This is a genomic window from Emticicia sp. W12TSBA100-4 (genome assembly GCF_040253585.1).
Taxonomy (GTDB): domain Bacteria; phylum Bacteroidota; class Bacteroidia; order Cytophagales; family Spirosomataceae; genus Emticicia.
On the sequence record NZ_JBELAU010000020.1, the window covers coordinates 26,670 to 39,485 of the forward strand.

Sequence of the window (12,816 nt, forward strand, 5' to 3'; positions counted from 1 at the left end):
GGGTTTAGAATAAATTGAAATCTATGAAAATCAATTTATTCTAACCTTATCAGCCTTAAGAAGGCAAATATACTGATACGAAAATTATATAAACCATTCTGAACAAAATATAACAGGATTTACTAAAACAATAACAATATTTGCAATTATTTTCATAAAATGAAACCAATACTCACTCGCATATTGTGTCTTTTCATGGCGTTTCAAGTGCTTTTTGCAAGCACTGGATTTGCTATGATAGAACATTTATGTAAAGTAAAGGGTAAAAAAACTTTCATTTTATCCAGTCCGCCTAAATGTTGTCCACAAAAAATGCTTAAAAAGGAAGCGAAATCCTCAAAAGCAAATTTTAAACGGACTAAGTGTTGTGAAGAACATTCTACTTTTGTTCATATTAACACCGCTTCATCAAATGCTAATCAATTTTCACTGATTATCCCTACTTTTATCGGTGAGTGTTGTTCTTTTTCACCTTTTTCTACTTTCAACTGGTCGAGTGAACCTGTATCATTTAAAGTAACACATTACTATAATACCGCTCCACCAAATGCAGGTAGAAAACTGCTCGTACACATCCAATCTTTCTTAATTTGATTCTGTTTGTTGAACTTCTTGTGCCTATTTTTCAATAGGTAGTTTTTCTATTGTTCAATAAATTGAATCATTTTATGTTAAAAAATATCAATAAGATAGTGATACTATTCGTATTACTATTTACTACAACAGCTTATTCGCAAAACCTACAAGGAATTGTATTAGAAAAGAAAATTGATGGCAAAACCGAACCTCTTATCGGTGCGGTACTCCGTTGGAAAAACAGTAAAAATGGCACTTCTGCCGATATTGAAGGAAAATTTTCTATTCCAAAAACCTCTCAAAATCATGAATTAATAATCAGTTCGATTGGCTATAAAACCGATACGATAATGGTTCATTCAAATGATTTTCAAACGATTTATCTCCAAACGGAATCTTCTACCTTACAAGAAGTAGTTGTGAGAAGTGAAGCCAGTGTGATAGACCGTCTGAATCCTATTCAAACTGAGATTATCACCACCAAAGCACTTGCCAAAGCCGCTTGTTGCAACCTTTCTGAGAGTTTTGAAACCAATGCAAGTGTATCAGTAAGCTATGCTGATGCCGTTACAGGCTCAAAACAAATCCAATTGTTAGGGTTGAGCGGAAATTATGTCCAAACCAATACTGAAAACATTCCAAATATTCGTGGGTTAAACACAACGTTTGGACTAAACTATGTGCCAGGTACTTGGATAACTTCAATAGATGTGGGCAAAGGAGCTGGGTCAGTTGTAAATGGCTATGAGTCAATGACTGGTCAAATCAATATTGAACTCCAAAAACCTGATATGGCTGATAAATTGTATTTGAATACCTATGTAAATAGCTTTGGGCGTGGCGAAATCAATCTGAACTTAGCAAAGAAATTGAATAAAAAATGGTCAACAGCTTTGCTTACTCATGCTTCTACCTTACAAAATCGCATTGATAAAAACGGAGATAGTTTTTTAGATATTCCACTTTATAATCAATATAATGTAATTAATCGTTGGAAATTTCAGAATGAAAAGATGATGGCTCAGTTCGGAGTTAAAGCCTTATACGAAGACCGTTTGGGTGGTCAATCTAACTTCAAACCCGAATTACAAGGTTCGTCTTTGGTCTATGGTTTTGGCAGTCAAACCAAACGAATGGAGTTTTTTAGCAAAACAGCCAAACTATTTCAAAGTACCCCCTATCGAGGTTTGGGTCTAATTTTGAATGGTACAATTCATAACAATCAATCATTCTTTGGATTACGCAATTATTCTGGTCGCCAAAATACTATATATGCCAATTTGATTTATCAAGATATTATCAATAATACCAATCATCAATATAAGGCAGGTGCAAGTTATTTATTAGATGATTATAATGAAACATTTACAGGCATCAATCCTCGTTTACGAACTGAATCAGTACCAGGTGTATTTGCTGAATATACCTATACATATCCCGAAAAACTAACAGTTGTAGCAGGTGGTAGAGTAGATTTTCATAACCTCTATGGTACTCGATTCACACCCCGAATTCATGCTAAATATGATATTAGTAAGTCAGTGCATTTAAGAGCCAGTGCAGGAAAAGGTTGGAGAGTACCCAATCCATTAGCCGAAAATTATGGTTTATTGGTAAGTTCAAGGGCAATTTCCATTGAAAACAACTTAAAACCTGAAGAATCATGGAACTATGGGTTAAGTCTATCTAACGAATTTGAATTATTCGGACAAAAAGCTTCCTTCATTGTAGATGCTTACCGCACTAATTTTCAAAACCAATTGGTAGTAGATATGGAGCAAGCAGGATATTTAAGTTTCTATAATTTGAAAGGTCGCTCTTTTTCTAATAGCTACCAAGCAGAACTGAATTTCGCCCCAATCAAACGTTTTGACTTCAAAATAGCCTATCGTTGGTTTGATGTAAAAAATGATTTCCAAACAGAAAATGGAACATTGGCATTAATGACCAAACAATTTCTGAATCGAGACCGTATCTTATTTAATATGGGCTATGCTCTACCTTACGATAAATGGAAATTTGATTTTACTTGGCAATGGAACGGCTCTCGACGAATGCCCGCCATGTCCGAGCATTCGATGATGTCAGCAGGTACTGGTACACTTACCACTGCTCCTGCTTTTTCAAACATCAATGCTCAAATTACCAAGACTTTCTTAAAATGGGATATGTATGTTGGTGGAGAAAATCTCAATAATTTCACCCAGAAAAACCCAATTATTTCATCAAATGACCCATTTGGACGACATTATGATGCTGGTATGACTTGGGGGCCAGTTATTGGCAGAATGGTTTATGCAGGAATGAGATATAAAATAAAATAACCCAAACATCGAAAATCATGATTTTATATATAAAAAATATGGTTTGCGACCGATGTAAAATGGTTATCGCAGACCTTTTCAAAAAAATAGGAATAACAGTAAAAAGTATAGAATTAGGCGAGATTGAAATATTAGATGAATTAACTCCCGAACAAATACAAATCATTGAGAAGAAATTGCAAACGGTTGGTTTTGAATTGATAGATGATAAACGCAAGCAAATTGTTCAGAAAATCAAAACGATAATTATTGAATTGGTACAAAACCAGTCAGAAGTGCTAAAAAAAATCAACCAATCAGCTTATATCGCTGAAAACATTGGCCGAGATTATAAGTATTTAACAACCTTATTTTCTGAGGTAGAAGGTACTACAATCGAACATTTCTTGATTACTCAAAAAATAGAAAAGGTAAAAGAGTTTTTGGTTTATGATGAATTATCATTGAGTCAAATCGCCGATATGATGTATTACAGTAGTGTGCAGCATTTATCTATGCAATTCAAAAAAATAACTGGACTCACACCGAGCCATTTTAAAGAATTGAAAGCCAATAAACGAATTTCCATCAATCAACTTTAAATAATTTTCAAAATGAAAAAAGTAATTTTCTCAGTTTTAGTTTTGGGCGTAGTATCATGTATGGACATGAGTAATGTTCAGCCCGAACAAAATATCAATTATCCAGCGGCCTATATTGTCAATGGTGAAAGTAGTACTTTATCGGTTATAAATCTAAATACCAACGAAGTTGCTACCACTATTCAACTAACTGATGGGTCAAGCACTTCGACTCATGGTGCTGGCCATACCGCAACGCCTGGCTTTTTAGCTTACCCCCATCATATTTATATCAATGCAGCAAAATCTCAAATCGCAGTGGCGGCACCAGGTGTTGATTTGAGTGCAGGTCATGCAGGAGGTACTCATGCTGGTACAGGCAAAGTTGCAGTTTTGGATGCCATGAAAGGTACAAATGTGAAAATTTTTGATGTCCCGATGTCTAATCACAACGCTGTTTTTTCTCCTGATGGAAAAGAGATTTGGACATCTCAAACTGATGGGAAAGTATTGGTTTATGATGCCACTACCTATGCACTCAAAAATACAATAACGGTTGGAAATGGCTCTGCCGAAGTTACTTTTTCTTTTGATGGAACAGTTGCTTTTGTTGCCAATGGAGAAGACAATAATGTTTCAGCAATTAGCCCTATAACTAAAACTGTTTTAGCAACAATAGCGGTTGGGCAAAATCCAGTTGGTGCTTGGGTTGGTGCTGATAATCGAATGTATGTAGATAATGAAGATGGACAAACGGTTTCAATTATTGATGTAAAAACCCTAAAAGTAATCGAAACAGTTACATTAGGATTTATGCCAGGTTTTGTTGCTTACCAAGTTGATATGAAAGAAATGTGGGTAACAGACCCAACCGCAGGAAAAGTACATTGGTGGACAAAAGGAGCGGATGGAAAAATGGCACGAACAGGCTCTTTTACAACTGGTGCAGGTTCTCATGCCATCGCCTTCAATGCAGTAAATGCCTATGTTACCAACCAAGAAGCTGCCAGCGTATCAGTCATTGATATAATGCAACATAAGGTTACTAAAACACTCAATGTTGGTTTAAAACCCAATGGAATTGTCATTAAACTTTAATTTATTTAACCTATTATTTAAGAATGAACAAGCAAATTAACCGTAGAGATTTTCTCGAAAAATTAGGATTTGGACTAAGTTCTACCGTTCTAATGTCAAGTTGTATGGGTAATATGGACATGGGAGGTAGCGACCCTGTTCCTGTCAGTGGTGATACGACTTTTAAAAATGCTCTAAAAATTCCTGAAACAATTACAAGCCCAAGTAGTATGATTGCACAAGCAGTGCAAGATACTGTCATGGATGGAAAAAATGCCAAGTATATTGGGTATCGTTCGGGCTTATTAGGACCAACTTTTAGGCTTCAAAAGGGAGCTAATTTTAATGTAAAATTCAGCAATCAATTAGCCGAGCATACCAATATTCACTGGCATGGTTTGGTTATTCCTGCCGAAATGGATGGACACCCCGACCAAATGGTAATGCCAAATGAAAATTTTAATTACCAATTTACTATTAATCAGCAAGCAGGTACAAATTGGTATCACCCACATCCACACGGATTAACAGGAAAACAAGTAACACAAGGTTTAGCTGGTTTTTTCATCGTTGAAAGTCCCGAAGAAAAGGTACTAAACCTACCTAATGGTAATTACGAAGTGCCTTTGGTTATTCAGGATAAACGCTTTAATACTGATGCCACCATTAAATACAGCCCAACTATGATGGAAATAATGTCTGGTTATATGGGCGATAATATTTTGGTCAATGGTACAGCTTCGCCATATCTGAATGTTTCCACTCGTTTTTATCGTTTTAGAGTGCTAAATGGCTCATCAGCAAGGATTTATAATTTATCCCTAAGCAATGGAGCAAACTTTTATGTCATAGGAGCAGATAGTGGAATGCTCGAAAAACCTGAATCCGTCAACTCATTACTTCTTGCTTCGGGCGAAAGGGTTGATATTTTGGTTGATTTTACCAATATAGCTCTTAATACAGAAGTGTATTTGGAAAACAAAACCTTTATGGGTATGGGTACGGCACAAGGCACACAAGCATTTAAGATTATGAAATTTGTAGTAAATAAGCAAGAAACTGATACATTCAAAGTGCCAAGCAGTTTGCTTTCACTTGCAAAACTGAGTAATGCCACAAAGAATAGAACCTTTGCCTTGACAATGGATATGGCAAGTATGAATGGCGGGATGCACAAAATTAATGGCAAAATATATAGTGCTACCCGAATTGACGAAACTGTTGCAGTTGGCTCAACCGAAACTTGGGAGTTCGATAATTCTACTGGCGATGAACCACACCCGATGCACATTCACGGTGTCCAATTTCAGGTATTAAGTCGAACAGGGGGTAGAAATGCTATTTTGCCACAAGAAAAAGCATGGAAAGATACAGTTTTGGTAGCTCCAACCGAAAAAGTAAAAGTAATTGTGAAATTTGAGCAAAAAGGAAAATTCGTTTTCCATTGCCATAATCTCGAACATGAAGATGATGGCATGATGCTTAATTTTGAAGTAAAATAATTAATTTCTAATTACTTAATTAATATACAATCAATGAAAAATAATCAATTGCAAATAGAAAGACGTAGTTTTTTAAAGAATTTAGGTTTCGGTGGTGCTGCACTCATGGCAATATATTGTGTTGGAGCTTGTAAAAATGTTGCATCAGTTGTTCCAGATGTTGCTCAATTTAATATAGACTTAACCGACTCTGCTAATGTAGCTCTTACAAAAAATGGAGGATATATCATAAAAAATGATGTAGTCATCGCTCGGACAATGCAAGGGAGCTATGTTGCTGTAACTTTAATTTGTAGCCATGAACAAAGAAAACAAGTTACTTTCACTTCAAGTAATGAATTCCTTTGCACGGCACATCAAGCAAGATTTGACACAATGGGTATGGGTTTGAATGCTAATGGTAGTAAAGGGCTTAAAACCTACCCTGTAATGGTGATGGACTCGGGCAAAACTTTAATGATTGGCTGACCTTAATAATTTGTTTGGTGTAAGTGGTAGTATCACTTACACCAAACATTACAAAAGTTTGAAAACAAAATTTTAACAAAAATAACAATACAATGAAAAGGAGATTTTTTTTAACTACTGGATTAGCAATAATTGGTTCTTTGTCAATGGCAAACCTTCAAGAACCACCTGCAAAAGTAAAAATCAAAACATCGGCAATATGTGAGATGTGTAAAGAACGTATCGAAAAGCAATTAGCTTTTACAAAGGGAGTAAGCGAGTCAAATCTTGATTTAAAAGACAAGGTTGTAACTGTAACTTTCAACCCAAAGAAAACAGATGCCACCAAAATCAAGCAAGCTATCAACGATGCTGGTTATGATGCAGATGAAACAATTGCCAATGAAAAAAGCTACGAAAAACTACCTTCATGCTGCAAAAAAGATGGCGAGCCGATGAAAAACTAACATTCTTTTAACCAATAATACAATTGACATGAAAAAAATCGCAATCATATTATTTCTAAGCATTTCTCATTTCACAAATGCCCAAATTGAACTAAAAACACCACCACCAAGCCCCGAAGCTGAATGGAAACAAAAGATAGGTTTTACAGAGGTTAGCCTCAAATATGAAAAACCGCTGATGCGTGGTCGTAAAGTGTTCGGTAACTTAGTAGCATTTGACCAAATTTGGCGTACAGGTGCAGGTGAAAGTACACGTATTACTTTTAGTGATGAAATCGAATTTGGTGGACAAATAGTAAAAAAAGGTACGTATTCCCTTTTTACGATTCCGAATCCCAACGAATGGACGGTTATCTTAAATACAGATACAACAGGACACGGAGCGTTCAGTTATGATGAAAAAAAGGATTTGTTCCGAATCAAAATCAAGCCAGAAACGACCTCTCGAACTTATGAGTCTTTCTCGATTACTTTAGAAGATATTACGCAAGACCATACCGCAAATTTGTATATCAATTGGGAAAATACACAGATAAAAGTTCCAATTAAAAGCAATGCTGATGTCGTTGTAATGAATGAAATCAACAAAAAAATCAACATTGAGAAATTAGAAGATGCTAAATTTTTCAGTGCTTCGGCTCAATACTATTTGACTAATAAAAAAGATTTGAAACAAGCCCTTGCATGGTCGAAGAAATCAGAAGAAATGGTTGACGACAATTTTGTTTACGCCAATTTGACCACAAAAATCTTAGAAGAACAAAAAGATTATCCAGCCGCCATCAAATCAGCTCAAAAAGCAATTGAATTGGGTGCTAAAAAGAACATGAAAACCGCAGTTGCCAACTGGCAAAAGAAGGTAGAAGAATGGCAGAAAATAACAGGTATAACCGCACCAGCCGCCAATCCAATGACTGCCGACAACCATTCTGAACATAGTGGGCATGACATGGCTTCGATAAATAATGACAAAGCACAAGCTAAAACCAATTTACAACCACTATTAGATGCTTACTATGCGATAAAAGATGCCTTAGTAAAGTCGGATGCGGGTGCATCTGCCAAATCGGCAACGGCATTAGTAACTGCTATGAAAGCCGTTGATATGGGTAAAATGGAAATGAAGCAGCACATGGAGTTTATGAAAGTAAACACTAAAATCATTGCTGATGCTCAGAAAATTGCTGATTCAAAAGATTTGAAGAAGCAAAGAGAGATTTTCCAAAGCCTTTCTGATAATTTTTATACTTTGGCAAAAGGAGTAAAACTATCAAGTGAGCCTATTTATCAGCAATATTGCCCAATGAAAAAAGCAGCATGGTTGAGTAATGAAAGTGCAGTTAAAAATCCGTACTACGGGAGTTCGATGCTTACTTGTGGCAGCGTAACAGATACTATAAAGTAGGTTTTATTTTGTCAAAAGGGTTCAAGAATTATCACTGAACTCTTTTGATTTTCTGAAAAATACTATTCAGAAAATTATATAAATCTAATCAAAATACTTGTAATCAAATTTGTTCTATCCCCCTATATCTTTGTCATATTAAACAATCAGACAAATGGATACTAACAAAAATATCACATTCGATATACCCCTTGAAGGAGTAGAAAGCGAACACTGTGCCTTGATAATCGACAAAGGGCTAAGCAATGTTACAGGTGTTTTGAGCCATAAAGTTGAGCTAAATAACAACAAAGCAGTTATTACGTCTCTGCCTAATAATGAAACGCTTATCAAATCGGTCAAAACAATCAGAGATTTAGGATACGAGGTAACAACTTTTAAGAAAAACTTCTCCGTATCTAATATGACTTGTGCCAGTTGTGCCAGTAGCGTGCAGTCTATCCTTGAAAATCAAAATGGTGTTATCAGTGCAAGTGTAAATTATGCCAATGCTATGGCTCAAGTAGAGTATATCCCCACAATTATTGAACCCAAAGAACTAAAAAATGCCTTACAGTCAATTGGTTACGATTTATTGATTGATGAAAGTGCAGAAGCCAAAGACGAATTAGAAAAAGCTAAACTTCAAAAATTTGACACACTAAAGAGAAAAACAATAGGGGCTATTAGTTTATCTATTCCTATTGTCATCATTGCCATGTTTTTCATGGATTTGCCTTTCGGAAACTACATCATGTGGGCATTAGCAACACCTGTACTTTTCATTTTTGGTGGTCAATTCTTTATCAATGCTTGGAAGCAAACCAAACATCGTTCTGCCAACATGGATACTTTGGTAGCTTTGAGTACAGGGGTAGCCTACCTATTTAGCGTATTTAATACCCTATTCCCAAGTTATTGGCATAGCAAAGGCTTACACGCACATGTATATTTTGAAGCGGCTGCGGTTGTTATTGCTTTTATTTTATTGGGTAAATGGTTAGAAGAAAGAGCCAAAGGACAAACATCATCTGCCTTAAAAAAGCTCATGGGGTTACAACCCAAAACCGTTACTATTGTGCATGAAGGTGGGCATCAAATGGAAGTTTCTATAACCACCATCAATATAGGAGATGTAATGTTGGTAAAGCCAGGTGAAAAAATCCCTGTTGATGGGAAAATCATTTCGGGAAGTTCTTTTATTGACGAAAGTATGTTGAGTGGAGAACCCATTCCAGTTGAAAAGACTGTTACTCATAAAGTTTTTGCGGGTACAATCAACCAAAAAGGTAGTTTTCAATTCAAAGCTACTAAAATTGGAAGCGATACAGTCTTAGCCCATATCATAAAAATGGTTCAAGAAGCACAAGGCAGTAAAGCTCCAGTTCAGAAATTAGTAGATAAAATTGCAGGTATTTTTGTACCCATTGTTATTATCATAGCTATCCTTACCCTAATTACTTGGATTATTTTGGGTGGTGAAAATGGATTCACACAAGGCTTACTCACGATGGTTACTGTTTTAGTAATTGCTTGCCCTTGTGCTTTGGGATTAGCCACCCCAACAGCAATAATGGCAGGTGTAGGGAAAGGTGCTGAAAATGGAATTTTGATTAAAGATGCCGAAAGTCTTGAAATAGCAACGAAAATCAATGCAGTGGTTTTAGATAAAACAGGTACAATAACCGAAGGTAAACCCACAGTTACGAATATCTATTGGAAAAAAGAAGCCCCCATTTTAATTGAAGCATTGGTTTCAATCGAAAAACAGTCAGAACATCCTTTGGCTGATGCCATTGTCAATTATTTTAAAGGAGTTGCTCCTGTTTTGGTAAATCAATTTGAAAGTATTACTGGTTTTGGGGCAAAAGCACAAGTAGCCAAAGAAAGCTATTTCATTGGTAATCAAAATCTACTTGTCAATCATACTATTCAAATAGATTCCGTCCTTCAAGAAAAAGCCCAAAGTTGGCTCGAACAGGCCAAAACTGTTATTTGGTTTGCCAATTCTATTGAAGCATTAGCTGTAATAGCCATTGAAGACCAAATTAAAGAAACATCTAAAAATGCTATTGAGGAATTGAAAAAGAAGGGCGTTCAAGTATATATGCTCACTGGTGATAATCCTAAAACTGCCGCTTTGGTAGCCAAAATAGCAGGAATTGATAACTTTCAGGCTGAAGTTTTACCTGCTCAGAAGGCCGCATTTATAAAATCGCTACAACAAAAAGGAAATGTAGTAGCAATGGTAGGTGATGGCATCAATGATAGTAGTGCTTTAGCTCAGGCAGACGTAAGTATTGCTATGGGAAAGGGTAGTGATATTGCAATGGATGTTGCTAAAATGACCATTATATCATCAGATTTGACAAAAATTGGACAAGCCATCAAGTTATCAAAAATCACGACTTCCACGATTAAACAAAACCTCTTTTGGGCATTCATTTATAACATTATAGGTATCCCAATAGCTGCTGGAGTACTTTATCCAATTAATGGCTATTTATTAAATCCCATGATTGCTGGAGCGGCGATGGCTCTAAGTTCGGTTTCTGTGGTAAGTAATAGTCTCAGATTGAAAGGCAGAAGTTTATAAAATTTATAAAATTATAATCAAACAAACATACTCATGAAGAATCAAACATTCAAAACTAATATTAATTGTGGGGGCTGTGTAGCAAGAGTAACCAATACCCTCAATGTTATTGTCGGGGAAAACAAATGGCATATAGATATTGCTAATCCTGATAAAGTTTTGACCGTCAACGACACCAGCATTTCATCAGAAGTCATTAGAGAAGCGATTAAAAAGACTGGATTTAAAATAGAAAATATGAATTAAGACAGTAAAATGAATATTTAATTTAAACAACCAAGAAAAATGAAAAATGTAATCTTATCTATGAGTTTCGTACTTATAGCATTATCGAATGTATTTGCTCAAAAATCAACTAACATGATTCCAAAGGTTGACTACAAAGGGCATATCTATTATGAGAAAAAACAAATTGGGTCATTGACTTCAAAAGGAGGCGTGAATAACGCAGGCAAGCTTGTTACGAAAATAGATGGAAATGGAAACATAGTGGACGATAAAGGAAAAGTTCTCGGCAAAGCCCCTAAAAATGGAACTTTTGTTTATTATTCAAATGGAAAAGAAGAAAATTATACCATCGGAGAACCAGTCCATAATGGTATGTGTGAAGTGAAAAATGCCAAAGGAGAAGTCGTAATGCTTTTGCATAATAATTATAAACAACAAGCAGCCTGTGCAGTCCATTGTTTGTACGAAAACCACTGTATGCCCTCTGATAAAATGGCAGAGCATAAACATTGATTTTATCGAAGTTTGTTTTTCCTTCTTATATTTTAAAATGATAATTCAAATGAAAAACTTACTAATTAAGGTCTTTAAATTTCTTTTTGTAAAGAAATGTTGCCAATAAACCATCTATCATTCATTATTAAATGTAAAAAAAATGAAAAAAACAATGTTTTCAGCCATTGCAATGGCATTCGTATTCACCGCTCTCAATACCAATGCAGGCACGACAAGCGGAATGAAAGTATCATCAACAACATCTCAAAAAACGTCAATTATTGATGAAATAGTAAGCAATTACTTGGTTTTGAAAAATGCACTAATCAAAGATGATGCAAAAGGTGCTGCCAATGCAGGGAAAGCAATCATAGCATCAATGGCTAAAATTGACATGAAAAGTTTGTCTGCCGACCAAATGAAAGGCTATATGGACGTTGCCGATGATTTGAAAGAAAATGCCAAGCATATTGAAGAAAATGCTGGAAAAATAGCTCACCAAAGAGAATATTTTGTAATGCTGAGTAAAGATGTGAACGATTTACTTAAAACCTTTGGCAATAGTGGTCCAAAACTTTATCAAGATTTCTGCCCGATGGCAAATGGGGGCAAAGGAGCGATGTGGATTAGTGAAACAAAGGCAATCCAAAATCCTTATTATGGTAAAGCAATGATGACTTGTGGCTCTGTAAAAAAAGAAATTTAAGATGAAAAAAAACATCTTTTTTAGTTTAATAGTTTTTTTGCTCCTGCAATTCTACCAACCTGCCCGAAATTCAGACAACGGGCAGGTTTTGCCGATTCATATTGCCAAAGTCTATAATATACCCATCAAAGTACAACAAACTTTACAAAATTCTTGCTACGATTGCCACAGTAACAACACACATTACCCTTGGTATTCATATTTACAGCCATCAAGGTTTTTAATGGAATACCATATAAAAACAGGGAAAGAGAACCTAAATTTTAGTGAATGGGGAAATTATAGTCGAAGAAGACAAGAAACTAAATTAGAGAGAATTGCAAAACAAATCGAATCAAACGAAATGCCATTAGCATCTTATACGCTGATTCATCAAAAGGCTAAATTATCTGAACAACAAAAACAAGAAATTATTGCTTGGATTAACACTATTATTACTGACGAATAATTACTC

13 protein-coding genes are annotated in these 12,816 nt (G+C 35.5%); all 13 read left to right on the forward strand.

All coding sequences use genetic code 11. The features are described 5' to 3' along the window. The first annotated feature begins 159 nt into the window (after positions 1–159). The 13 genes from ABR854_RS23475 to ABR854_RS23535 all read left to right on the forward strand — a co-directional run bounded on the left by ABR854_RS23475 (position 160) and on the right by ABR854_RS23535 (position 12,810). Positions 160–594, forward strand: coding sequence for an HYC_CC_PP family protein (locus ABR854_RS23475; RefSeq protein ID WP_350268296.1), 435 nt, complete (start codon positions 160–162; stop codon positions 592–594). 98 nt (positions 595–692) lie between these two features. After that, entirely contained in the window at positions 693–2,900 is a 2,208-nt protein-coding gene (locus ABR854_RS23480) for a TonB-dependent receptor (RefSeq protein ID WP_350268297.1), read from the forward strand. Between the two features lie 17 nt (positions 2,901–2,917). Next, positions 2,918–3,481, forward strand: a complete 564-nt coding sequence (locus tag ABR854_RS23485; protein ID WP_350268298.1) for a helix-turn-helix domain-containing protein — start codon at positions 2,918–2,920, stop codon at positions 3,479–3,481. A gap of 12 nt (positions 3,482–3,493) precedes the next feature. Next, positions 3,494–4,558: a YncE family protein gene (locus ABR854_RS23490; RefSeq protein WP_350268299.1), complete on the forward strand. Its 1,065-nt coding sequence runs from the start codon at positions 3,494–3,496 to the stop codon at positions 4,556–4,558. A gap of 23 nt (positions 4,559–4,581) precedes the next feature. Then, positions 4,582–6,039, forward strand: coding sequence for a multicopper oxidase family protein (locus ABR854_RS23495; RefSeq protein WP_350268301.1), 1,458 nt, complete (start codon positions 4,582–4,584; stop codon positions 6,037–6,039). A gap of 33 nt (positions 6,040–6,072) precedes the next feature. Next, a complete protein-coding gene (locus ABR854_RS23500) occupies positions 6,073–6,507 on the forward strand; it encodes a Rieske 2Fe-2S domain-containing protein (protein ID WP_350268302.1) in 435 nt (144 codons plus the stop codon). 92 nt (positions 6,508–6,599) lie between these two features. Next, positions 6,600–6,953 carry a heavy-metal-associated domain-containing protein gene (locus ABR854_RS23505; RefSeq protein WP_350268303.1) on the forward strand — a complete coding sequence of 118 codons (354 nt, stop codon included), beginning with the start codon at positions 6,600–6,602 and terminating at the stop codon, positions 6,951–6,953. 28 nt (positions 6,954–6,981) lie between these two features. Continuing rightward, positions 6,982–8,358 (forward strand): DUF2911 domain-containing protein, encoded by a 1,377-nt coding sequence (locus ABR854_RS23510; protein ID WP_350268304.1) that lies wholly within the window; start codon positions 6,982–6,984, stop codon positions 8,356–8,358. A gap of 154 nt (positions 8,359–8,512) precedes the next feature. Beyond that, positions 8,513–10,933, forward strand: coding sequence for a heavy metal translocating P-type ATPase (locus tag ABR854_RS23515; RefSeq protein WP_350268305.1), 2,421 nt, complete (start codon positions 8,513–8,515; stop codon positions 10,931–10,933). A 33-nt stretch (positions 10,934–10,966) separates the two neighbouring features. Beyond that, complete coding sequence (locus ABR854_RS23520) at positions 10,967–11,179, forward strand: heavy-metal-associated domain-containing protein (protein WP_350268306.1); 213 nt, start codon at positions 10,967–10,969, stop codon at positions 11,177–11,179. A gap of 39 nt (positions 11,180–11,218) precedes the next feature. Further along, positions 11,219–11,674: a DUF3659 domain-containing protein gene (locus tag ABR854_RS23525; RefSeq protein ID WP_350268307.1), complete on the forward strand. Its 456-nt coding sequence runs from the start codon at positions 11,219–11,221 to the stop codon at positions 11,672–11,674. Between the two features lie 142 nt (positions 11,675–11,816). Then, the gene (locus ABR854_RS23530) at positions 11,817–12,362 is read left to right on the forward strand and encodes a DUF3347 domain-containing protein (RefSeq protein WP_350268308.1); all 546 of its coding nucleotides are present in this window, start codon (positions 11,817–11,819) and stop codon (positions 12,360–12,362) included. A gap of 1 nt (position 12,363) precedes the next feature. After that, the gene (locus ABR854_RS23535) at positions 12,364–12,810 is read left to right on the forward strand and encodes a heme-binding domain-containing protein (protein WP_350268309.1); all 447 of its coding nucleotides are present in this window, start codon (positions 12,364–12,366) and stop codon (positions 12,808–12,810) included. Positions 12,811–12,816: the final 6 nt, after the last annotated feature.

Coding starts and splice junctions, on each gene's coding strand:
- ABR854_RS23520 (WP_350268306.1), top strand. CDS start 10,967: ATGAAGAATCAAACATTCAAAACTAATATTAATTGTGGGGGCTGTGTA.
- ABR854_RS23500 (WP_350268302.1), top strand. CDS start 6,073: ATGAAAAATAATCAATTGCAAATAGAAAGACGTAGTTTTTTAAAGAAT.
- ABR854_RS23495 (WP_350268301.1), top strand. CDS start 4,582: ATGAACAAGCAAATTAACCGTAGAGATTTTCTCGAAAAATTAGGATTT.
- ABR854_RS23490 (WP_350268299.1), top strand. CDS start 3,494: ATGAAAAAAGTAATTTTCTCAGTTTTAGTTTTGGGCGTAGTATCATGT.
- ABR854_RS23510 (WP_350268304.1), top strand. CDS start 6,982: ATGAAAAAAATCGCAATCATATTATTTCTAAGCATTTCTCATTTCACA.
- ABR854_RS23515 (WP_350268305.1), top strand. CDS start 8,513: ATGGATACTAACAAAAATATCACATTCGATATACCCCTTGAAGGAGTA.
- ABR854_RS23530 (WP_350268308.1), top strand. CDS start 11,817: ATGAAAAAAACAATGTTTTCAGCCATTGCAATGGCATTCGTATTCACC.
- ABR854_RS23525 (WP_350268307.1), top strand. CDS start 11,219: ATGAAAAATGTAATCTTATCTATGAGTTTCGTACTTATAGCATTATCG.
- ABR854_RS23535 (WP_350268309.1), top strand. CDS start 12,364: ATGAAAAAAAACATCTTTTTTAGTTTAATAGTTTTTTTGCTCCTGCAA.
- ABR854_RS23505 (WP_350268303.1), top strand. CDS start 6,600: ATGAAAAGGAGATTTTTTTTAACTACTGGATTAGCAATAATTGGTTCT.
- ABR854_RS23485 (WP_350268298.1), top strand. CDS start 2,918: ATGATTTTATATATAAAAAATATGGTTTGCGACCGATGTAAAATGGTT.
- ABR854_RS23475 (WP_350268296.1), top strand. CDS start 160: ATGAAACCAATACTCACTCGCATATTGTGTCTTTTCATGGCGTTTCAA.